At 65.8% G+C, this 22,344-nt stretch carries 19 protein-coding genes; 13 read left to right on the top strand and 6 right to left on the bottom strand.

The annotated features are described in order from the left end of the window. Positions 1–146: 146 nt before the first annotated feature. Positions 147–1,004, bottom strand: coding sequence for an LLM class F420-dependent oxidoreductase (locus tag ACFW3F_RS21185; protein WP_388060920.1), 858 nt, complete (start codon positions 1,002–1,004; stop codon positions 147–149). 111 nt (positions 1,005–1,115) lie between these two features. Next, positions 1,116–1,724: a TetR/AcrR family transcriptional regulator gene (locus tag ACFW3F_RS21180; protein WP_388060918.1), complete on the bottom strand. Its 609-nt coding sequence runs from the start codon at positions 1,722–1,724 to the stop codon at positions 1,116–1,118. A 176-nt stretch (positions 1,725–1,900) separates the two neighbouring features. Here ACFW3F_RS21180 and ACFW3F_RS21175 point away from each other — a divergent pair, with 176 nt between their 5' ends. From ACFW3F_RS21175 to ACFW3F_RS21165, 3 genes are read left to right on the top strand one after another with little or no spacing between them, the layout of a single operon-like run. Further along, complete coding sequence (locus ACFW3F_RS21175; protein WP_388060916.1) at positions 1,901–3,277, top strand: flavin-containing monooxygenase; 1,377 nt, start codon at positions 1,901–1,903, stop codon at positions 3,275–3,277. After that, a complete protein-coding gene (locus ACFW3F_RS21170; protein ID WP_388060914.1) occupies positions 3,274–4,227 on the top strand; it encodes an alpha/beta hydrolase in 954 nt (317 codons plus the stop codon). Before ACFW3F_RS21175 ends, ACFW3F_RS21170 begins: the two co-directional genes overlap by 4 nt. Beyond that, a complete protein-coding gene (locus ACFW3F_RS21165; protein ID WP_388060912.1) occupies positions 4,224–4,979 on the top strand; it encodes an SDR family NAD(P)-dependent oxidoreductase in 756 nt (251 codons plus the stop codon). Before ACFW3F_RS21170 ends, ACFW3F_RS21165 begins: the two co-directional genes overlap by 4 nt. Positions 4,980–5,390: 411 nt before the next feature. Here ACFW3F_RS21165 and ACFW3F_RS21160 read toward each other — a convergent pair whose 3' ends face one another. Then, positions 5,391–6,089 carry a class I SAM-dependent methyltransferase gene (locus tag ACFW3F_RS21160; RefSeq protein ID WP_388060910.1) on the bottom strand — a complete coding sequence of 233 codons (699 nt, stop codon included), beginning with the start codon at positions 6,087–6,089 and terminating at the stop codon, positions 5,391–5,393. 50 nt (positions 6,090–6,139) lie between these two features. Here ACFW3F_RS21160 and ACFW3F_RS21155 point away from each other — a divergent pair, with 50 nt between their 5' ends. From ACFW3F_RS21155 to ACFW3F_RS21130, 6 genes are all read left to right on the top strand, one after another. Beyond that, entirely contained in the window at positions 6,140–7,114 is a 975-nt protein-coding gene (locus ACFW3F_RS21155; RefSeq protein WP_388060908.1) for an NADPH:quinone oxidoreductase family protein, read from the top strand. A 75-nt stretch (positions 7,115–7,189) separates the two neighbouring features. Beyond that, entirely contained in the window at positions 7,190–7,459 is a 270-nt protein-coding gene (locus ACFW3F_RS21150; protein ID WP_058252418.1) for a DUF2277 domain-containing protein, read from the top strand. A gap of 196 nt (positions 7,460–7,655) precedes the next feature. Beyond that, a complete protein-coding gene (locus ACFW3F_RS21145; RefSeq protein WP_388060906.1) occupies positions 7,656–7,958 on the top strand; it encodes a hypothetical protein in 303 nt (100 codons plus the stop codon). Next, positions 7,955–10,354: a hypothetical protein gene (locus ACFW3F_RS21140; RefSeq protein ID WP_388060904.1), complete on the top strand. Its 2,400-nt coding sequence runs from the start codon at positions 7,955–7,957 to the stop codon at positions 10,352–10,354. Before ACFW3F_RS21145 ends, ACFW3F_RS21140 begins: the two co-directional genes overlap by 4 nt. 1,304 nt (positions 10,355–11,658) lie before the next feature. Next, positions 11,659–13,485: an ABC transporter substrate-binding protein/permease gene (locus tag ACFW3F_RS21135; RefSeq protein ID WP_388060902.1), complete on the top strand. Its 1,827-nt coding sequence runs from the start codon at positions 11,659–11,661 to the stop codon at positions 13,483–13,485. 4 nt (positions 13,486–13,489) lie between these two features. Beyond that, entirely contained in the window at positions 13,490–14,269 is a 780-nt protein-coding gene (locus tag ACFW3F_RS21130) for an amino acid ABC transporter ATP-binding protein (protein WP_388060900.1), read from the top strand. Positions 14,270–14,288: 19 nt separating this feature from the next. On the opposite strand, the gene ACFW3F_RS21125 is transcribed toward ACFW3F_RS21130, so the two are convergent. The 3 genes from ACFW3F_RS21125 to ACFW3F_RS21115 are packed head-to-tail and all read right to left on the bottom strand — an operon-like array spanning position 14,289 to position 16,914. Continuing rightward, positions 14,289–15,203 carry an amidohydrolase family protein gene (locus ACFW3F_RS21125; protein ID WP_388060898.1) on the bottom strand — a complete coding sequence of 305 codons (915 nt, stop codon included), beginning with the start codon at positions 15,201–15,203 and terminating at the stop codon, positions 14,289–14,291. A gap of 44 nt (positions 15,204–15,247) precedes the next feature. Beyond that, positions 15,248–16,273, bottom strand: a complete 1,026-nt coding sequence (locus ACFW3F_RS21120; RefSeq protein WP_388060896.1) for an alcohol dehydrogenase catalytic domain-containing protein — start codon at positions 16,271–16,273, stop codon at positions 15,248–15,250. Beyond that, positions 16,273–16,914, bottom strand: a complete 642-nt coding sequence (locus tag ACFW3F_RS21115; protein ID WP_388060894.1) for a PaaI family thioesterase — start codon at positions 16,912–16,914, stop codon at positions 16,273–16,275. Before ACFW3F_RS21115 ends, ACFW3F_RS21120 begins: the two co-directional genes overlap by 1 nt. A 196-nt stretch (positions 16,915–17,110) precedes the next feature. Here ACFW3F_RS21115 and ACFW3F_RS21110 point away from each other — a divergent pair, with 196 nt between their 5' ends. Genes ACFW3F_RS21110 through ACFW3F_RS21095 form a run of 4 tightly spaced genes read left to right on the top strand, consistent with a single transcriptional unit; the run spans position 17,111 to position 22,222 of the window. Next, complete coding sequence (locus ACFW3F_RS21110; protein WP_388060892.1) at positions 17,111–17,908, top strand: lysophospholipid acyltransferase family protein; 798 nt, start codon at positions 17,111–17,113, stop codon at positions 17,906–17,908. Positions 17,909–17,924: 16 nt separating this feature from the next. Further along, positions 17,925–19,577, top strand: a complete 1,653-nt coding sequence (locus ACFW3F_RS21105; protein ID WP_388060890.1) for an AMP-binding protein — start codon at positions 17,925–17,927, stop codon at positions 19,575–19,577. A gap of 3 nt (positions 19,578–19,580) precedes the next feature. After that, the gene (locus ACFW3F_RS21100) at positions 19,581–21,047 is read left to right on the top strand and encodes a wax ester/triacylglycerol synthase domain-containing protein (RefSeq protein WP_388060888.1); all 1,467 of its coding nucleotides are present in this window, start codon (positions 19,581–19,583) and stop codon (positions 21,045–21,047) included. Beyond that, positions 21,044–22,222 carry an alpha/beta hydrolase family protein gene (locus ACFW3F_RS21095; protein WP_388060886.1) on the top strand — a complete coding sequence of 393 codons (1,179 nt, stop codon included), beginning with the start codon at positions 21,044–21,046 and terminating at the stop codon, positions 22,220–22,222. The genes ACFW3F_RS21100 and ACFW3F_RS21095 overlap by 4 nt, the downstream gene beginning before the upstream one ends. Positions 22,223–22,344: the final 122 nt, after the last annotated feature.

Genomic DNA, 22,344 nt, shown 5'->3' with positions numbered 1-22,344 from the left:
ACCCTTCGTGGCTCGCTTCGCTCGCACCTCAGGGGGCAGGGGTGGTTGGCTTCGCTCGCACCTCAGGGGGCAGGGGTGGTTGGCTTCGCTCGCACCTCAGGGGGCAGGGGTGGTTGGCTTCGCTCGCACCTCAATAAGCGAGAGTTCTACACGACGGCCGGGGCGATGCCGAGCTTGCCGGCCAACTTCGCGAGGTAACCGCTCGCTCGCTCCACCGAGTCGTCGGGTAGGCCGTACAGCACTGTGGTGACTCCGATCTCGCGCCACTTCTCGAGCTTCTCGGGCACCGGGCGGAAATCGAGCACGACGATCTCGGGATCACCGTCGCGACCGGCGTCGGACCAGATCTGCTTGAGCAGTGACACCGATCCTTCGATGTCCTCTTCACCGGGTGTGGTGATCCAACCGTCGGCGCTGCGCGCGATCCACTTGAAGTTCTTCTCGTTGCCAGCCGCACCCACCTGGACCGGGATGTGTGCCTGCGTCGACTTGGGCCACGCCCAGCTGGGACCGAAGTTCACGAATTCGCCCGCGAATTCGGCTTCCTCCTGTGTCCAGAGCGCGGTCATCGCCTCGAGGTACTCGCGAAGCATGGTCCGCCTCCGCTTCGGCGGAACGTTGTGGTCGGCGAGTTCGTCGAGGTTCCATCCGAATCCGACGCCGAGCGTGACCCGTCCGTTCGAGATGTGGTCGAGCGTCGCGATGGTCTTGGCGAGCGTGATGGGGTCGGATTGCACCGGCAGCGCCACCGCGGTGGCGAGCCGGATGCGTTCGGTGACCGCTGCGGCGGCGGCGAGCGACGTCCACGGGTCCAGGGTGCGCATATAGCGCTCATCGGGCAGGGTCTCGTCGCCGGTCCGGGGATGTGCCGCGTCGCGTCGCGTCGGGATGTGTCCGTGTTCGGGGACGTAGTACGACGCGAATCCCGCATCCTCGATGAGTGGAGCCAGGACGTGGGGCTTGAGCCCCCGGTCGCTGGTGAACTGCACGATTCCGAAATCCATGTGGCCCTCCGACGGCGTCGTTCGGTCGTCCGCACGATCCGGACGGTTGACTGGACACCAGTCTAGGTGATCGGCGTCACCCAGGCCAGAGCGGACTGGACATGCAGTGGTTCATCCGGGCGGATGCGTGGCCAGGCCCGGCATCACGAACAGGTCGAGATGGCGCCGGATCTGTCCTGCGTCGTCGATATCGAGGGCCTCGCCGGGCGAGGTGCCGAGACTGATCAGCACGCGTGCAACCCATTCGGACACCTCGCGCAAGTCGTGCGCGGGGTGTATCTCACCGCGTGCGGCGGCCCGCTCGAGGTACGGCAGCCAGAATGCGGCCAGGTCGGGGATCAGTTTGACGACACCGACGCCTGCGCATTCGGCGAACTCGGTCGGCTCCTCGGTCCGGAGCCTCAACAGCAGGGTGCCGGGGTCGTCGTAGGCGCCCCGACCGATGCGCACGCCCCCGGTGAGTTGCCCGGCCAGGTCTGGGATGGCGTCGAGTTCGGCACGTGCATCACGCCAGAATGATTCGGTCAGCCGGACGATCGTAGCGCCGATCATGGACGGTTTGTCCGGATAGTGCCGATACAGCCACGCGCGGGAGACCCCCGCCGACTCCGCGACCTGCTGCATGGTCGTCGCCCGGATTCCCTTGTCGGCGAGTAACTTCTGCGTGGCGTCGAGCAGCCGCTCGTGGACCGTCGTGGTCGAGGCTTCGGTCACCGGCATCTCCTGCGTTCGGGGTCGTCGCACGCCTGCATGTCCCGACGGTCGGTCGGGATGTAAGCGATTATGTCGTAGACAGTTCGCGGAACCTGTGTACACGATACGTCTCATCGTGTAGACACAAATCAGATTGTGTCTACATCCACACGTGACCACAGCAGGTCCACCGAGGGGGCATTGTGCCTTTACCAACCACCGCGATCATCGGCGCCGGAATCAGCGGGCTCACCGCCGGCAAGATGCTCACCGACTACGGCGTGCCGTACACCTGTTTCGAGAGTTCGGACCGGGTCGGCGGCAACTGGGCGTTCGGGAATCCGAACGGCCACAGCAGTGCTTACCGGTCACTGCACATCGACACCTCGAAGCATCAGTTGTCGTTCCGCGACTTCCCGATGCCCGACGAGTACCCCGACTTTCCGCACCACACCCAGGTGAAGGCGTATCTGGACTCCTACGCCGAGGCCTTTGATCTGTACTCCTCGATCGAGTTCACCAACGGGATCGAGCACGCGACCCGCCTGGACGGCGGTGGCTGGGAACTCGAGACCCAGCACGGCGAACGCCGTCGGTTCGACCTCTTGGTGGTGGCCAACGGCCACCACTGGGATCCGCGCTGGCCCGATTTCCCGGGCGAGTTCGACGGCATCGAGATGCATGCCCACCACTACATCGATCCGCGCACCCCGCACGACTTCACGGGCAAGCGCATCCTCGTGGTCGGCCTGGGCAACAGCGCGGCCGACATCGCCGTGGAGCTGTCGTCGAAGGCACTGGACAACAAGCTGACGCTCTCCACTCGGTCCGGCGCGTGGATCGTGCCGAAGTACTTCGGCGGCAAGCCTGCTGACAAGTACTACCGGTCGACGCCCTACCTGCCCACATCCTGGCAGCGCAAGTTCGTCCAGGTCATGCAGCCGGTGACCGCAGGTCGGCCAGAGGACTACGGCCTCCCGACGCCGAATCACAAGTTCTTCGAAGCGCATCCGACGCAGTCGGTGGAATTGCCGTTGCGGCTGGGATCGGGTGACGTCATCCCCAAACCCAACATCAATCGATTCGACGGGTCCACCGTCCACTTCGACGACGGGACCGCCGACGACTTCGACATCATCATCTACGCAACGGGATACAACATCACGTTCCCGTTCTTCGACCCGGACTTCATCAGTGCGCCCGACAACCGGATCGATCTCTACAAGCGGATGTTCTACCCGGGGATCGAAGACCTCGTGTTCGCCGGTTTCGCCCAGGCGGTCCCGACGCTGTTCCCGTTCGTGGAATGCCAGGCGCGCCTGATCGGCGCCTATGCGACCGGGCACTACCGGCTTCCGTCGGTGCCGGAGATGCACCAGACGATCGAGGCGGACATGCACTACTACACCGGGCACATGCTCGATCGCCCGCGGCACACTCAGCAGTTGGATCACTATCTCTACGAACACAACATGCGGACGAAAGAGATCCCGGCGGGCACGCGTCGAGCGCGGCAACAGGGTCCGCCCACCTGGGCGGGGATAGCCTCGGACCTGGTCACGAAGGGAGCCTCCGTATGACCACCCCGAACGGTGCGACCACCGTACGTTTCCGCTCCTCCGATGCCGAATGTGACGCCTGGTTCTTCCCGGGTGCGGAGTCATCGGCGTTCGAGACCGCCGGCAGGCGACCCGTCGTCGTGATGGCGCACGGCTTCGCCGGGACGAAAGACTCTGGCCTGGCCCCCTACGCTGAGCGGTTCGCTGCCGCCGGCTTGGCGGTCTTCGCGTTCGACTATCGCGGCTTCGGATTGTCCGGAGGCGAGCCGCGGCAGGAGATCTCGCTGGAACGCCAGGCCGACGACTACCGTGCGGCGGTCGCTGTGGCCAAGGAACAGCCGGGAGTGGATCCGGAGCGGATCATCCTCTGGGGTGTGTCGCAGTCCGGCGGGCACGCGCTGACCGTGGCCGCCGATCGCACCGACGTGGCGGCGGTGATCGCGGTGGTCCCGCTGGTCAACGGGCTCGCCGCCGGCCGCATCGCCTACGCGCAGGTCGGCGGAGCGGCAATCGCCAGGTCCACTGCCACCGCGGTCGCGAGTTCGGTGGCGCGGCGGTTGGGCCGTGCGCCGAAGATGATGCGGGTCGTCGGAGAACCCGGCGACGTGGGCGCCGCACTGACATCTCCCGGGTACCTCGAGAGCTATCGGGCGATCGCCGGGCCGTCGTGGCGCAACGAGGTCGATGCCTCGGTCGGACTCGAGATCGGATCATTCCGGGCCGACAAGTTCGCGGCCCGGGTGAATGCCCCGGTGCTCTTCCAGATCGCGGACTTCGATGCCGTTGCACCGCCACACGCGGCGTCCAAGACTGCCTTCAAAGCGAGCGCCGAGGTGCGGCACTATCCGTGCGACCACTTCGACATCTTCGCCGGCAACGAATTCTTCGAGCCCTGCGTCGCACATGAGATCAGCTTTCTGACAAGGCATCTGGCGTCCAACACCAGCGACGTGGAGGCCGCTGCGCGATGAGCCGGGCGGTCGTGATCGGAGGTGCATCGGGAATCGGACTGGCCACTGTCGATGCGTTCGTCGGCGAAGGGGTCCAGGTGGTAGTTGCCGACCGCGACGTCGAGCGTGCAGAGCAGGTCGCGGGCGCCCGGAACGGGGTGACGGCAGTGCACCTCGACGTGACCGACGAGGTCTCGGTCGCAACCACTTTCGCCGACGTCGGTGAGTTCGACACGGTGGTGAACTGTGCCGGGTTGTCGAATCCCGGTGCCCTCACCGAACTCGAACTCGACGCGTGGCGCAACACCGTCGACATCTGCCTCACCGGGACGTTCCTCGTGATCAAACATGCCGGACAACGGATCACCGAGGGTGGATCCATCACGTGTATCGCCTCGCTCAACGGGCGTCAGCCCGGTGCCGGCATGGGGGCGTACTGCGCGTCGAAAGCCGGTGTCCTGATGCTCGTCGAGGTGGCCGCCCTCGAACTCGCCGACCGTCAGGTGCGGGTGAATGCGGTGTCGCCGGGACTGGTGATGACCCCGCTGACCGAAGGCATCGGTTTCGTGCCCGGCCTGACCGAGGACTATCTCGACAACACACCGCTGGGCAGAAGCGGGGAGCCGGCCGAGATCGCCGACACGATAGTGTTTCTCGCCTCCGACAAGGCGCGCTGGATCACCGGTGCCGCGTTCGATGTCAACGGCGGTGCGCACCTGAAGCGATATCCCGACGTGCTCGGCAAGGTGCGGGCGTTGGCCGGAGGGGCCTAGTGCCGCGGAAGCTCAGCGCCCGCGGTACCTCCGCTCCCTGATCCGTAAGCGCCGCAGAACCTGTGGTCCTTGAGGTGTGAGGATCGCAAGCGGTCGCCGTTCTGCTCCCTGAGGTGTGAGGATCGCAAGCGACGCGACCGTTCTGCTCCCTGAGGTGTGAGGAGCGTTAGCGACGAGCCTCGAAGGGCCTGGCGACGTATCTCACCAGGCCCTTCGAGGCTCGCTTCGCTCGCACCTCAGGGAGCAGGGGGTTCTTTCGTGCCGCGAAGGCCGCGGATCTTGAGGTGTGAGGAGCGTTGGCGACCCACCATTGCTCCCTGAGGTGTGAGGAGCGTTGGCGACCCACCATTGCTCCCTGAGGTGTGAGGAGCGTTAGCGACGAGCCTCGAAGGGCCCGAGTCTCAAGGAGGGTCAGTCTTTCCGCGGCAGTGGCGCTCCGACCTCACCCGAGTCGCGCCGGAGGACGCGCAGGCTGCCCTCCGCGCGCACCTCGGTGAACTGTCCGGTTTCCAGTGCCTGACAGTAGATGTCGTAGGGCGGACGGCCGCCATCGGCGGGATCGGGGAAGACGTCGTGGATCAGCAGGGCGCCGCCGATGCGCACCCACGGCGCCCAGCCGTCGAGGTCGGTTTGGGCCGCCTCCATGCTGTGTCCACCGTCGATGAAGACGAAGTCGGCCGGGCGGCCCCAGACCCTCGCGGCGACGGCCGACGGCGCGAGCAACCCGACGACGGTGTTGTCGAGTCCGGCGTCGAACATGGTGCGGCGGAAGCGCGCCGACGTGTCGAGTGTCCCGGTGTGCGCATCGACGAGTGACTCGTCGTGGTACTCCCACCCGGGCTGGTGTTCCTCCGAGCCGCGGTGATGGTCGACGGTGACGATGACGGCGTCGTGTGCCTCACCCGCGGACCCCAGGAATACCGTGGACTTTCCACAGTAGGTGCCGATCTCCACGCCGACCTTCGTCGAATCGGATTGCGAGAGATACTCTCCGGCGATCTCGAAGAGCGTCTGCGCTTCGTCGAGCGGCATGAATCCGGGTGCCTCCTCGGCGACGCGGAGGCGGTCGGGGGAGGGTGCGTTCGGCGACGGTGCCGCGGGTTGTGACATGGCTCCAGATCCTATCGGGTGTGTGAGGATCGCCGCGTAGGGTGAGCCGTATGAAAGCTCAGGTGCTCACTGCAGAGACAGGACCGTCCGGACTCGAGTTGACCGAGGTCCCTGATCCCACCCCGGCCGACGGCCAGGTCGTCGTCGACGTGAAGTCGTGCGGCGTGTGTTTCCCCGATGTGCTCATGAGTCAGGGCAAGTACCAGCTCCGTGTGCCGACGCCCTTCACGCCGGGCACCGAGGTCGCGGGCGTGGTGCGTTCGGCACCCGAGGGGTCGACGGTCAAGGTAGGTGACAAGGTCCTCGTGGCGTCGATCGTCGGTGGATTCGCCGAGCAGGTCGCGGCCGCGCCCGAGCAGCTCCTGCCGCTCCCCGAGGGACTCACCTTCGAGCAGGGCTCGGCAATGGGCATCAACTACCAGACGGCGCTGTTCGCGCTGAAGACCCGCGCGCACACCCAGCCGGGCGAGGTCGTCGGTGTGCTCGGCGCCGCCGGCGGTGTCGGGACTGCGTCGATCATGGTCGCCAAGGCGATGGGCGCGAAGGTCATCGCCATCGTGCACCGCAAGGGCGCCGAGGAACTCCTGCGCAGTGCCGGGGCCGACGAGATCGTGCAGCTCGAGGAGGGGTGGGGTACCAAGCTCAAGGAGATCGTGCCGAAGGGCGTCGACGTCCTGATCGATCCGTCGGGCGGCGAGGTTTTCGACGAGGCGCTGCGCCAGGTCGCTCCCGACGGCCGTTACGTCGTGGTCGGCTTCGCTGCCGGCGGCATCCCGACCGTGAAGCTCAACCGGGTCCTGTTCCGCAACATCGCCGTCGTGGGAGCGGCCTGGGGTGAGTACGTACGCACGCACCCGGAACTGAATCTGCCCGCGAAGCTGCATGAAGAGCTGTCGCAGATGATCGCGGACGGCCTAGAACCGCAGGTCAATGTGACTTACACGCTCGATCAGTTGCCAGAGGCGTTGACCGATCTCGCCGAAGGGCGGATTCTGGGGAAAGCGGTCGTCAAGATCGGTGAGTGAGCCCTCCTTCGGGCGGCCGGTGGCGGCGCCGCATCAGCGCCTGCCCGTGAGCGTCTGTCATCGAAGGGATCTGCCATGTGCCGCAACATCACCGAACTCCGCGGACTGGAGCCGCCGGCGACAGAGGACGAGATCGAGGCGGCCGCACGGCAGTACGTGCGCAAGGTGAGCGGTGTGCGGCACCCGTCGCCGGCGAATGCGGAGGCCTTCGAGGCAGCGGTGGTCGCCGTCACTGCGGCGACCCGGACACTGCTCGACGTCCTGCCCGAGCGTCGTCAACCGCCGAAGACGGTGCCCCCGCTCCGTCGCCCCGAGGTCCAGGCGCGCATCGCCGCTCGGGGCTGAACCCGACACACACGCACTTCAGCAGTAGGTATCGCTCAGTGATACCTACTGCTGAATCGGTTCAGCGATCGCCGCTCTCTGTGGACTGACACACGGCTGCACGCTTGCGAGCGGCTACTATCACTCGACGTGAATGGCTGTACCCCTGCGGGAGGGGTGCGGCGAGTGGTTGGGGGATTCGATGACACCAAAACCCGTGGAAGTCACTCCGAGCAGTCTGACGGACGCGGCACGGCACATGGCGAGTAACGGGATGTCGATTCGTTTGATTGAATCGCCGACATTCGGCGCCATCTTGATGTCGATGTCCGGTTTTGAGGTCGCTGCGGTGGCAGACAGCGTCGGCGCCTCCGTCAAGCAGGCGCTGACGACGATCGCCGGCCGGCATGAGCAGTTCGGTGATGCGCTGGACTCGGCGGCGTCGGTCTTGGTGAACGTCGACGACGTCGCTGGGAGGCTTCTGCAGTCGCTCGGCAACCTCAACCAGCGACCCGAATGATGAGTGCGAAAACTCGCAGCATTGTTGCCAACGCACATCCTGAAGTGCTCGGTCACGCCGCTGGTGCGCTGAGTCCGGTGTCGACTGCGATCGAGCGTAGGGCTGGAGAGCTCTATTCGAAGGTGACTGGTCTCGACTGGAAGGGTGCCTCGTACGACGGCGCTGTCACCCGGGCAGAGTGGGAAAAGACCCAGATGACTCGTGTCGCCGCCGCCGTTGATGAACTAGCCGAGGCGTTCAAGTCAGGTGCGAGCAGGATGACGCCGATGGTGGAGACGCTCAACACCACGGCCACCAATTTGGAAGGGGACCGGTTCTCGGTCGACAACGACTGGACGGTCCGCGATCTCCGTGACTATGAGGCCGAGGAGCGGCGCAATGAGGGTGACAGCGTCGCATTGACTCGAATCGCGAACGATCGTGAGCTACGGCGGAACGAGGCGACGAACGAGACGGTCCGGCTCCAACGACTAGCACGCGAATTGCACGATGCCGACGTCGACACGAAGCGCGCGATTGTGCAGGCGGAAGAACTCATTCGTGCGATGGCGCCGGTCACCGCTGGATTGAGTTCACGCCAAGCAGAACTCGACGTCAAAGCCCTACGCGAAGGGAATATTTCGCCCGCGGGTCTCGCGCGGCTGAACCATGCGACGCATTTCTCCCCGGAACAACTCGAGTCGCTCCGTCAGGGTCAGCCGACTGAGATTCCGCAGGGGCAGTACGACTATCTACGAACGTTCATGAGCGAGGTCGACTCGGCCAACATGAACGAGTTGCTGCGGGTCCACGAGCAAGCGCCTGGTGTGCTCGGAAACGCGCTCAGGGTGATGTCCTCTCCGAACGTGCGAACGAAGGCGGGGTCCGCCGGTGGGCTCGACAAGCTTCCCGGCACTGTCGTCTCGTTGCTTCGAGAAAACCAGATCAAGCATGAGATGGTCGGGTCCGGTGGTCGTTTGTACTCGCTTACAGGCGTGAATCGTCTCGACGATTTCAAGACGCTCAACACGATCCTCAGCGACCGCACCGACCGCACTCTGCAATTGGGCACCGATGTCGATCGAGGGATGCTCAAACAGGCATCGGAAATCGTCGGAGCGCTCCCGCATGACGAGGACACGCCGTTCGGTTTCTATGACGAAAATCAGTCTTTCGACGAGGTCCGCAAGGTCGCGAGCTCGATGCTCAGCACCGCGAGTCACGACCACCAAGCGGTGACAGACTTCCTCACGGGTGAGCGGATGGGTGTAACGGTCGAAGAAGGACACCGGTACGACGCGGACGCACATGTGCTGAATATCCTCACCGAGAACTGGGCCGAATGGGATCCCAGAGTATGCAGTCCTGACGACCAACGCGGCCCCACAGATCTGTTCGGCTGGATCGGCGAAGCGGCAGCGACGCCGGGCCATGAGGGCCAGCTCGGAGGTAAGTCGGCGGATGCGCTGGCGCGTTTGCTCATCGAGAACGAGAAGTCACTGGATGCGTTGTATGTCAACAAAGATCACAGCGGAAACACTGAGTACGAGACCTTTGGTGAGCGGAATCCCTTTGTTGCACAAGTGCTTGCTGCAAATCTCGCTCCCTACTTCGGGAACTTTGCCGACGCACCCAGCGAGGTTCTGACCAATCACACGGCCGGGCCGCTCGCAGACACAGTTGAGTTCTCTCAATTGATCGGAGTCCTGTCCACCGATCCAGGCGCCGGCCGAATCGCCCTGACCGCGGCCGTCCAGTGGGAGAACTACCTTGCGCACGAGTTCGGAAGCGACCCGGACAATTCTGAACTTGCCACTGCCGCAGGGAAGATTCATTCTTCGATGAGCGGCGGGCTGAGCAACGCCTTGGAGACGCTGGCGGACAACGACGAGTGGGAACGGTTCCGCAAATGGAATGATGACACGTTCCTGATCGACTCCGCGGGTGCGCTGGTGGGGGCGGGCGGATTGTGGATCCCGGGTCTATCCGAGGTCGCCGGACTCACCGTGCCGCTCGTGAAGGCCGAGGAGATCAGCCTCCCGACCGCGGACCCGCAACAGGACGAAAGCACCTGGAGGGCCGAGATTCGTGACATGGAGACGCGGTTGGACAAGCTGACCGCGGGTACGGATCGAGTGGTGCAGGTGACTTCTGGTGTCGTTGAGGATCGACCGGATTTATGGGGTAGGCCGTGGCACGATCGAACGGGGACGACGTTCACTTTTGTTAAGGAGAACGGGACACTCGACACAGATATGGTACGAGAACACGGCGAGGCCTTCCGCGAGTTCTCACGTGACATTGGCGCTGAAACGATCCGGTTCGGCTACAACGACCATTTTGACGAATCGGAGAAGGATCCGACGATCGACGAAACTGATGATGAATTTGAAGTCTCCGATAGTGCGCCTCGCTAGCGCCACCGCGAGCCTCGTTTTGTGCCTGACGCTCTCGGTCGGATGTAGCACCAGCGATTCGCCGCAGGGGCAAAACAGTGGGGCCCGGACGTCGGCCGCCGAGACCACGATTTCTCCATCGGCTGCCCGCCTGGAACAGGGTCTGCAGTGGCGCATGCGGTGGCGGGATGATGGAGTCGTAGGCCTCCACTCGTCCTTGGGGACGTTTGTTCGTGCAGTCATTGAGTCCCACCTACTCGTGCTTTACGACTGGGACATCGAAGGTGAGTACCCAGGGGTTCGCGAGGCCGTACCGATACCCGACATTCTCGACCCGGCTCCAAGTAGCGACCCATATCACACGGCAGACAAAATTCTCCGGATCGCGAGTGTGCAGCAGTTGGGAGGCGAGCAGACGGTCATCGAGGTGTGCACAGTCGGCCGGGCGAGTAGTAGCGAAATATCGTTCCCACCGTACTTCTCGTCAGATTTTCGGCCGGAGGGTCCGTTTGGTCGGGTCGCTGTAGTGTCCGTGACCGTTCAACGCGAAGGAACAGCTCCGCCCGAGTCCAAGCCTGGCGACAGCTTGTTCCCCGGCGACAACGTGTTCGGCGACTGGAAGGCCCTCGACATCGAGGCCGGGCTGAGGCCCGGCGAACAGCCTGTTGACCCGAGCATCTGTGGTGACATGGGTGACCTGACGGCACCTGGGCCGTCGTACCCCGGGTGGTCTGGCGCCGGCGTGTAAGTGGCTCCGTGCGCAGGTTCAGCAGTAGGTATCGCCAGGCGATACCTACTGCTGAATCGCTGAGCGGTGAGGAACCTACGACCCGGCGGCTTCGTCGCTCCCGGTGACAATCGTTTCCGCGATATCCCACAGCAGATTGTCGAAGGCTTCGATTGCGTAGAAGATTGCAGACAGCATGATTTTTCCCGCTTTCATTTCTCGGACGACGGAGGATGGAAGCCGCGGCATTGCCGCACGTCAACGGCCATTGGGAGAGCGGGACTATCGCCGGATGAATCGCATGCGGCGCGATTCGTAGGCGCTCGAGAATTGATGTTACAAAGTCCGTTTCCCTGTATCATTGATAGCACGGCCGATTGAGGTCGACAAGCAAATCGACGTTTCGCACAGGGATATCGAGGACGACGCGGCGGGCCGGCCCGACCCGGTGACGCGTCGGGACGCCAGATGTCTCGACCCGGGCCACCCGCACACCCAGCTTGGTGTGAATGGGCGAAAAGCGCTGTTCAGGCAGGTTAAACCCACCGGCGAGCGAAAGTTTGGGACACCACTTGCGCGTCCGGATAGTGTCGTCACGGTGTCCAACCACCGATCCCATCGCGCCCACAGGGCTGCGCCGCGCGCCGTTCGCGTCGTAGCGATCGCCCTGACGGCCGCCATCGTCGGCCTGTTGACCATTCTCGGCGGTCCGGCGCCGCGCGCGCAGGCCGCTCCTGCGGACAGCTGTGCGCCTGCCGGGCTCGCGTCGGCGTCGGCGGCCCCGGTCAATCTCGCCGCGGCGGATCAGGGTGGCGAAGACCGTTACACAACGGAGTCGACCACCCCGCTCGACCAGATCGACGTCGGTCAGCTCGAGTTGCTGTCGCCCGGCAAGATCTCCGTCGGCACCCTGTCGGATGCCGGGCCCAGCATCTGCGTCAACGGCGCGGGCGACTTCACCGGCTTCGACAACGAGCTCCTCAAGGCCGTAGCCGCGAAGCTGGGTCTGCAGATCGAGTTCAACGGCACCGAGTTCGCGGGTCTTCTCTCCCAGGTGGCCAACAACCGCTTCGACGTTGGTTCGTCGTCGATCACCACCACCGACGACCGTCGCAAGACCGTCGACTTCACCAACGGTTACGACTTCGGCTACTTCTCCCTCGTGGCACCGACCAGCGGCCCGATCAAGGGATTCGGCGACCTCTCGGACTCGACGCGGATCGCCGTCGTCCAAGGCACCGTCCAGGACGACTACGTCGTCAACACCCTGGGCCTCGACCCGGTGAAGTTCCCGGACTACGCCACCGCCTACGCCAATCTCAAGAGCGGTCAGGTCGACGCCTGGGTCGCTCCGTCGCAGCAGGCGGAGGGAGCGGTCCGCGAAGGTGACGGAACCGCGATCGTCGAGAACACCTTCAGTGTCAACAACTTCGTCGCGTGGGCAGTCGGCAAGAACAAGCCGCGGCTCACCGAGGCCTTGAACTCCGGACTCGACGCCATCATCGCCGACGGCACGTACTCCGACCTCTACGTCGACTGGGTGCCGCGCGAGCTACCCGAGGGATGGAAGCCCGGTAGCAAGTCGGCCCCCGCCCCGGATCTGCCGGACATCGCCGCGATCGCGGCCGAGAACGCCGAGAAGGCCGGCCCCGCGGAGGAGACCGCCCCCAAGAGCACCTTCGAGCAGCTCGGCGACACGTTCTTCAACTGGGATCTCTACAAGGAATCCTTCCCGGAGCTGATCAAGACCGGCCTCGTCAACACCCTGATCCTGTCGCTGGTCTCGGGGGTGCTCGGCACGATCCTGGGCATGATCCTGGCGATCTGCGGCATCTCGCGATCGCGGTGGCTGCGCTGGCCGGCACGGGTCTACACAGACATCTTCCGCGGGTTGCCCGCGGTGGTCGTCATCCTGATCGTCGGTCTGGGCGTCGGTCCGGTCGTCAAGGGCATCACCGGCAATAACCCGTACTGGCTCGGCGCGGTCGCGCTCGCCCTGCTCGCCGCGGCCTACATCGGCGAGATCTTCCGGTCAGGAATACAGAGCGTCGACGACGGGCAGCTCGAGGCCTCACGTGCCATCGGCTTCAGCTATCGGCAGTCGATGCGGCTGGTGGTCGTGCCGCAGGGCGTCCGGCGAGTGCTCCCGGCGCTCATGAACCAGTTCATCAGCCTGATCAAGGACAGTTCGCTGGTGTACTTCCTCGGGTTGCTGGCCAGTCAGCGGGAGCTCTTCGCGGTCGGCCGTGATCTGAATGCGCAGACGGGAAATCTCTCACCGCTGGTGGCCGCGGGCATCATGTACCTCATCCTGACGATCCCGTTGACGCATCTGGTCAACTACATCGACCGCCGCCTGCGCACCGGTAGGCCCACCGACGTCCAGGACGATCCGCTGCCCGCGACCGTCGTCGAGAAGGGATAGGCCCGTGCCCGATCTCAACAAATCCGAGTCATCATCCCCGAGTGCCACTGTCGTCCGGGAGGCGGTGTCGCTGACCGGTACCGATCTCCACCTGTCGTTCGGGAAGCACCACGTGTTGCGGGGTGTCGACATCCAGGTCGACGCCGGCACCACGACGACGGTCATCGGACCGTCCGGGTCGGGGAAGTCGACCCTGCTGCGCGTGCTGAACCGGCTGCACGAACCCAGCCAGGGAGACATCCTGCTCGACGGGCGGTCGGTACTCAAGGACAACCCGGATGAGCTCCGACGCCGGATCGGCATGGTGTTCCAGCAGTTCAATCTCTTCCCGCACAAGACCGTCGTCGACAACGTCGCGCTCGGACCGCGAAAGCTGAAGGGGCTGGGCAAGGAGGAGGCTCGCGAGGTCGCCCTCCGGCAGCTCGAGATCGTCGGGCTCACCAACAAGGCCGATGTCCGTCCGGCACGACTCTCCGGCGGTCAGCAGCAGCGGGTTGCGATAGCGCGAGCACTCGCCATGACGCCCGAGGTCATGTTCTTCGACGAGGCGACCTCCGCGCTCGATCCCGAACTCGTCAAGGGCGTCCTCGCGCTCATGGCGGATCTCGCCGCCGAGGGTATGACCATGGTGGTCGTCACCCACGAGATGGGTTTCGCGCGCAACGTCTCCGACAGCGTGCTGTTCATGGATCACGGAGCGGTGGTGGAGACCGGACGCCCGGAGCAGGTCTTCGACGACGCGAAGTCGGACCGATTGCGGACCTTCCTGTCCCAGGTGCTCTAGACGGCGCTGCTCGCCCCGCTCACTCGATTCCGAAGAGCCTGGAGCCGTTGCGGTGGAACACGTCTCGGAGCCAGTCGTCGCCCAGGTCGAGGCGGATGACCGCCTCGAGCGCGTGCGTGTAACCGTAGGGGATGTTCGGGAAGTCGCTGCCGAACAGGATCTTTCCGCCGGCGTCCGCCAGCCGCGGCAGGTAGTCCGCCGGGAACGGGGCGTCCTCCTCGGCGAAGTCGGTGAACGCCATCGTGGTGTCCAGGTGCACGTTCGGGTACTCGAGTGCGAGATCGAGGAATGCGGTGTACTCCGGCATTCCCATATGCGCGACGATCAGCGGCAGCGACGGAAAACGGTGCAGCAGTTCGCGGATCGGTCCGGGACCGGTGAATGTGCCGGGTGCGGGCCCCGACCCGCAGTGGATGATGACCGGGACCTGCGAATCGGCGATCTGTGACCACACCCCGTCGAGGAGCGAATCGGTGGGGGAGAAGTCGCCGACCTGGATGTGACACTTGAACACCTGGGTTCCGGCCTGGATGGCGCGGGAGACGTACGTGTGCGCCGACTCCTCCGGATAGAACGTCGCGGTGTGCAGGCAGTCGTCGTGTCCCGCGGCGAAGTCGTGCGCCCAGCCGTTCAGCCACTCGGCCATGTTCGGTTTGTGGGGGTACACCAGAGATGAATAGGCGCGCACCCCGAAGTCGCGCAGGGTGGACACCCGCACATCCTCGTCGGCGCGGTAGGTGATCGGCCACTCGCGCCCGACCAACGGTCCGACCGAGTCGAAATAGGCCCAGACCTTGTCCATCACCGGACGCGGCATGAAGTGGGTGTGGACGTCGACGATGCCGGGCAGGTCCAGCTCCGACCAGATCGCGCGCACCCGTCGCGCCTCGTCGGTACTGAACGGCTCGGGGGTCACGGGAACGGCACTGTTCACCCCAGAGACCGTACGCCGGGTATGTCACCGGCCGCGAGTGCCGATCAGCCGACGGTCGCCACCGCCGGCGCGATGAGCACCTTGCGGTGGTCGTTGGGGGCGGAGAGCTCTCGGAAGACACGGTCGGTCTCGGCGAGCCCGGCGATCTCACTGACCAGCGTCGACGACCCGATCGCACCTTTACTCAACTCGGCTGCGGCGGTGCGGAACTCGCTCGTGGTGTAGTACGAGACGAAGTGCATCGTGGTCTCTTTCACGACGCCCGCCACCGGCATGAAGGAGTCGGTGTCCAGGCAGACGCCGGCGATCACGACGGTGCCGTGGGTCGCGACCGCGTCGATCGCGGCGGCGATCATCCCGGGTTTGCCCACGCACTCGACGACGACGTCGAAGCCCCCTCCGACGTGGCCGTGGAGATCGTCGGGAGTGCACACCGAGGTCGCACCGAGGTCGAGGGCCGCGGCACGCCTGCCCGGGGACGGGTCCGAACACACCGGATCGATCGCCACGCCGCGCGACAGCCAGTGCAGCGCGGCGAGGCCCACCGGCCCCGCGCCGAGCACCAGCACCCGATCGCCGGGCCGCACGGCCGCGCGGGTGACGGCGTGCAGACCCACCGCCAACGGCTCGACGAGCGCTCCGTCGACCGGGTCGATGCCGTCGAGCAGGACGCTCTCGGCCGCACCGACCACGACGAACTCCGCGAGCCCGCCCGGCAGGACGCCGAGGCCCAGCGTGCGGGCCGACGGGCATCGGGCCACATCACCGGTGAGGCACGCGCGGCACCGATGACAGCCGATCACCGGCATGGCGGCGACAGGGTCGCCGATCCGGAAGGAGTGGGTGACGTCCGCGTCGTCGGCGCCCACGCCGACGACCTCACCGGCGAACTCGTGTCCCATGATCGTGCCGGCCGGCAGGAACGGTGCGGTCGACAGGTCGGAGCCGCAGATGCCGTTTGCCGCGACGCGGAGGACGAGCTCGCCGGGGCCCGGCACCGGGTCCGGTAGGTGCTCGACGGCGAATCCGCCTGCGCCGAACTCTCCTGGGGTGGTCACGACGGCGCGCATCAGCCCACCGACCAGCGCACCGCCGGGCCGTCGGCCGCCGATCGGGGCACGATGAACACGCCCTCGGCCTCGCAGGTCACCCCGTTCCCGTCGGAGATGGTTCCGTGGACGATGCGTTTGCGTCCGTTCTGCTCGGTCACCCACGCCTGTGCGATCAGCGCACCCAGCGGTGTGGGTCGGGCATATCGGACGGTGAGGGTGCCGGTGTAGCAGGGGCCTTCGACGCTGGCGGCATTGCCCAGGACATGGTCGAGGACCATCGCACACACGCCGCCGTGTACCTGACCGGGTGGGCCCTCGTACGCCGCGCCCAGGGTGAACTCGCTACGGACCCCGTCGGCGACGTGCACGACGTCGAGGGGCGGGGCGAGGGCGTTGCGCACGCCGATGACGGCGTTTCCCCAGGCCATGCCCGTGTTCTCACGTGTGTGGCGCACCCCGAACGCTCCATCCATCTGGCGACTGCGCAGATCGGTCACCACTTCGGCGATCCGACGGCGAGCCTCGTCGAGGTCCTCCTCGGCCACCTCGGTGCGGATCACCGCGTCCACGAGATCACGGACGGTGTCGGTGAGGGGGGTGTAGACGGCGCGTCGACGTGCGACTTCGTCTTCGGAGATGTCTTCCAGGATGAATTCCATTGGCTACCGATCGGTCAGTTGTGGCATAGGTAACGAACAGTGGCGACGCGAAATAGAACGTGTTCTAATTCAACCACTAGAACGTGTTCTCATTTTGCGGTTCCGAGGACATCGACCCCGGTCGGCACATCTCGCCGATCCGACCGAGCGGTGATCCGTTCGAACCGCGAAATCAATCCCACAGGAGATGGAATCGATGAGTGCCGAGACCTTCGACCTCACCGCACGCGACGAGACCTGGGTGAAACGGGTCCTACCCGTCCTGAAACTCGTGGCGAAGACCTACTTTCGCTCCGAGGTCCGGGGCATGGACAAGGTGCCCGACGGTGGAGCATTGCTGGTGTCCAACCACTCCGGCGGTCTGATGGCGTTCGACGTCCCGGTCATCAGCGTGGCCTTCGCCGACGAGTTCGGCGCCGACCGTCCGCTGTACACCCTCGCCCACGACCTCATCTTCACGGGATCGGGCAAACAGATCTTCGGCAAGGTCGGTTTCTTGCCGGCCCATCCGCGTAATGCGGTCGCCGCCTTGCGATCCGGTGCGGCGACCATCGTGTTCCCCGGTGGTGAATGGGAGGCCCTGCGGCCTACCAGCCAGAGCGCGACCATCGACTTCCACGGCCGCACCGGTTACATACGCACCGCTCTCGAGGCGGGCGTCCCGATCGTCCCGATCGTCACCATCGGTGGCCAGGAGACCCAGCTGTTCCTCAATCGCGGCGACGCGCTGGCGAAGTTCCTGCGGCTGGACAGACTGCTGCGCACCGACTCCGCGCCCTTCGCCTTCGGCTTCCCGTTCGGCCTGAACGCCCACCTCCCGCCGAACATCCCGTTGCCGTCGAAGCTCGTGACCGAGGTCCTCGATCCGATCGACATCACCGCCGAGTTCGGCAACAACCCCGAACACGACGAGGTGGACCAGATGGTCCGCAAGCGTATGCAACACGCTCTCGACGACCTCGCCCGTGCCCGCCGGTTCCCGGTTCTGGGCTGACCACGAGGAGACGACGATGATCTCGCAACTCCGCGATCGCGTCACCACCCGGTTGTGGCTCGTTCGCACGCTGATCCGCAGCGGCTTTCTCGGCTCCTTGCGGGTGGACCGATATGTCCGCATGGGGCTCAACCTCCGTCGGCACGGCGGTGCGTCGCCGGTGAGTGGCATCGGCCTCGCCGCGGCGCGCGATCCCGACGGTCTGGCCCTCATCGACGAGGCAGGCCGGCTCACCTGGCGTGAGCTCGATTCCCGGTGCGATGCGCTGGCGGTAGGGCTCCGTGATCTCCCCGGAACTTCCGTCGGCACCGTCGCCATCCTCTGCCGCAACCATCGCGGTCTCATCGAGGCGCTCGCCGCGACGTCGCGGCTCGGCGCCGACGCCGTGCTCCTCAACACCGGGTTCGCCGGCCCGCAGCTCGCCGATGTCCTCGAACGCGAACATGCCGACGTGCTCATCGCCGACGACGAGTTCGATGCCGTCGTCGAACCTGCGGCCCAACGACTTCCGGGTATGCGGCGCATTCACGCGTGGACGGAGGGCGAATCTCCGCGAGGTGCCACCGTCGACGGCCTGATCGACGCGAACAGCGGCGCACGTCCGGGCCGGCCCGCACGCGCCGGTCGAATCGTCCTGTTGACCTCCGGGACCACCGGAACTCCCAAGGGCGCACGGCGCGGAGGGAGCACCGACGTGGCGTCCCTTGCCGCGATGTTGGACCGGATTCCCTGGCGCGCAGGAGAATCGATCGTGATCGCGGCACCGATCTTCCACGCGTGGGGTTTCGGGCAGGTGGCGATCGCAGCGACGATGACCTGCACGATGATCATGCGCCGCCGATTCGATCCCGAGGCCACGCTCGACCTGGTCCGCGACCACGGGGCCACCGGCCTCGCCGTGGTGCCGGTGATGCTCGAACGCATCACCGACCTTCCCGCCGAGGTTTTGGACGATCACCCGATGCCGACGCTGCGTTTCGCCACGGCGAGCGGTTCGCGGATGCGCTCCGATGCCCTCGTCGCGTTCCTCGACCGGTACGGCGACGTGGTCTACAACAGCTACAACGCCACCGAGGCCGGCCTCATCACCACCGCCACCCCGACGGATCTGCGTACTGCACCGGACACGGCCGGGCGACCACTCGCCGGTACCAGCGTCCGCATCCTGGATGACGAGGATCACGAGGTCGCCATCGGTGAGGTTGGGCGCATCGTGGTCGCGAACAATTCGGGATTCGACGGCTACACCAGTTCGGACACAAAGGCTTTCAGTGACGGGCACATGGTGTCGGGCGACGTCGGCCGATTCGACGAGAACGGGCTGCTCTTCGTCGTCGGCCGCGACGACGAGATGATCGTGTCCGGCGGGGAGAACGTGTATCCCCTCGAGGTGGAGCAGGTCATCGGCGCGCTCGACGAGGTGATCGAGGTGGCGGTGACCGGTGTCGAGGACGACAGATTCGGTCAGCGACTCGTCGCCCATGTGGTGCGTGCGCCGCAGGCCCGGATCGGCGCCGACGACATCGCGCAGCATGTCCGCGACCAACTGGCCGGGTTCAAGGTCCCGCGCGACGTGTATTTCCTCGACGAATTACCACGCAACGCCACCGGCAAGATCCTCAAGCGCGAACTCGACTCCAGCCCGACGACCGAACGGAAGGTGAGCTGATTCATGCACTCCGTCCCGCAGATCGACCGCTCCGCCGGAATTCCGGGCGCCGAACGGATGTCCGGCCCGGACGCGCTCATGCTCAACATGGAGTCGACGTCGAACCCGATGCACACGCTGAAGGTCGCAGTTCTCGACACCGCTCGGCGTGGCCGCCCGCTCGACCTCACCGAGATCGCCGACGTCCTGCCCGACCACCTCGGGTTGTTCCCGCGTGCGACGCAACGGCTTGCGTGGGTGCGTGGACACGGCGCCCGTCCCTTCTGGGTGCGCGACAACGACTTCGACGTCGCGAACCATCTGGACGAACGATGGGCCACAGCCCCGGGGGGACGTGGCGAGCTCGACGAAATCCTCTCCGACCTCGCTGTCCGGCAACTCGACCGCAGCCGGCCGCTCTGGGGTCTGACGCTCGTCCACGGTCTCGCCGACGGACGGCAGGCGGTCGTCGTGCGAGTGCACCATGCCGTCGCCGACGGCCTGGCCGCCCTGAACACCTTCATGGCCGCCACCGCGGGTCCGGATGAGCGGGTCGGTGGTGCACCGATCGACCCGACCCCGATCGACCTGACCCCGATCGACTACGACGAGCAGGAACTCGCGCGTGCCGCACGGTCGGATTCGTGGCGTATGGTCCGCGGTCTCCCGTCGGCGGCATCGGCTCTGGCGCGCGCGTTCTCGGCGAAACGCAGGGCGGGGAACGCCGAACTCATCCCGAAACCGTTGACGGTCCGCCGGACGAGTTTCAACGCGCGTAGCGGTACCGAACGCGTCTGCGCGTCCGGGGACATGCCGCTGGCGGCCGTCCAGCGACTCGCGCTCGCCACCGGCACCACCGTGAACGGGGCGCTGCACGGCGTCATCGCGGGCGCGATCCGTGCGGAACTCATCGCCCGCGGCGAGGAGCCGGGGGTTGCGGTCTCCATCTTCGGGGTGTGCCGGGACCTCGCGTCCACTCGTGTTCACGGCAACGAGATCGCCACGGCGATGGCCTATCTGAGGTCGGACCTGGCCGACCCGGTCGAGCGGATCGCGGCGACGGGGGAGAGCTGCGCGGCGACCGTTCAGCGTCGGCGTGAGGTCGGCTTCGAACTCACCGAAGCCCTGGCCACCTACACCGGCCGGCTCGGTCCGGTCTTTCGCGGCGTGGCCGCGAACCGCATACCCGTGGTGATGAACAACATCACCACCGCCAACATGCCCGGGCCGCGAACCACTCGATGGGTCGGGGACATCGAGGTCGTCGACTGGATCTCGTTCGCGTTGGCGATCGCACCGGCCGACGTCAACCTCACCACCTACAGCTACGCAGGAAGACTCAGCATGGGCCTCATCGCGACGCCGGAATCGATGCCCGACCCGGCCCGGTTCCTGCGGCGGGTGGCCGACGCTGTCGTCGAGGCTGCGGACGCGCTCGAACGGTCGACCGTGGACGTGGACGACACCGCTATGGCGCAGGAGGCGAGTTGATCGACTGGGAGTCGGGGGCAGCACGACTGGGGCTGTTCGCGAAAGTGCTGCCGCGTGCGATCGGGAGTTCACGCGCGGCCGGGCACGGTGATCCGGCAGCGGGCGTTCCGCCCGCGGACTGCGGCCCGCGGATGGTCGGGGAGACCGCCGTCGACGAGCTGTTCATCGCGATCAACTCGGTCATCCGGGACATCCCGCCGATCGAGTTCGTGGAACAGAGCGTGGAACGGTGCGTCGGGGTCGCGGAGGAGCTGGCGGCGCTGGGGCCGTCCGGAATCCACCTCGACCCCGGGCCGCCCGGCATCATCTCTCGCGACCGGAAGACGTTCGGGACGACCTCGTTCGATCACCTCGACTACTCGGTGGCTGTGCCTCTCCCTGAGTCGATCGCCGCAGCCGACCCCTATGCCGACGGGATCGCCTCGGTCCGGGTACTTTCGCGCCGACGGACCGGGCGTCGTTGGTTGATCTGGGTGCACGGGGCAGCGCAGGGGCGCGCCGACGATCTCTATGCGTTCCGCGCGGCCAATCTGTACAACAAGCTCGGGTACGACGTGGTGTTCCCCGTTTTGCCGGCGCACGGCTCCCGGCGGGTCGAGAAGGTCGCCTACCCGGGTTTCGATCCGCTGGTCAACACCGTCATCACGATCCGGGCAATCGCCGAGATCCGGTCCCTGATCACCTGGATCGAGGCCCAGGAGCCCGCCGACATCGCGATCGCCGGGACGTCGCTAGGGGGCCCGATCGCGGCGATGGTCGCGTCTATGGATCACCGGATCAGCTCCGTCCTGGCCGTCGTCCCGATGCTCGAGATGCACGCCACCCTCGCCCATCACATGGAACGCGGCGGATCCAAGGGGCGCCATCTCGCGTCGCTGATGCGCAGCGACCCGGTTCGAGCGGTTTCGTCGGTGATCAATCCGCTGTCGGTGGAACCCATCCCCACGCCGGAACGGCGAATGGTGGTCGCGGCGCTCAACGATCGCGTGACCTCGGTGACCGCCGCCCAACAGTTACATCGTCATTGGGGTGGAAAGGTTCACTGGTACTCCGGTAGTCATGTCGGACACGCCATCTCGGGCAGCATTCGGAAGGCCACGGACGAATTCCTACGTGAATCGCCACCATCGACCCCACGGTCCGACAGCGAGCCCGGCCTGTGCTCGCTGATGTGAGGGACACCGTTGCTCCGTGGGGTGTGAGGAGCATTGGCGGCGGCCGTTCTGCCCCCTGATCCGAAGGAACCGCATAACCCCTGTTCCCTGAGGTGTGAGGAGCGATACCGACGAGCCACGAA

The sequence above is a fragment of the Gordonia sp. NPDC058843 genome (assembly GCF_042743165.1).
GTDB lineage: Bacteria > Actinomycetota > Actinomycetes > Mycobacteriales > Mycobacteriaceae > Gordonia.
This window is presented reverse-complemented; position numbering and strand designations above follow the sequence as displayed.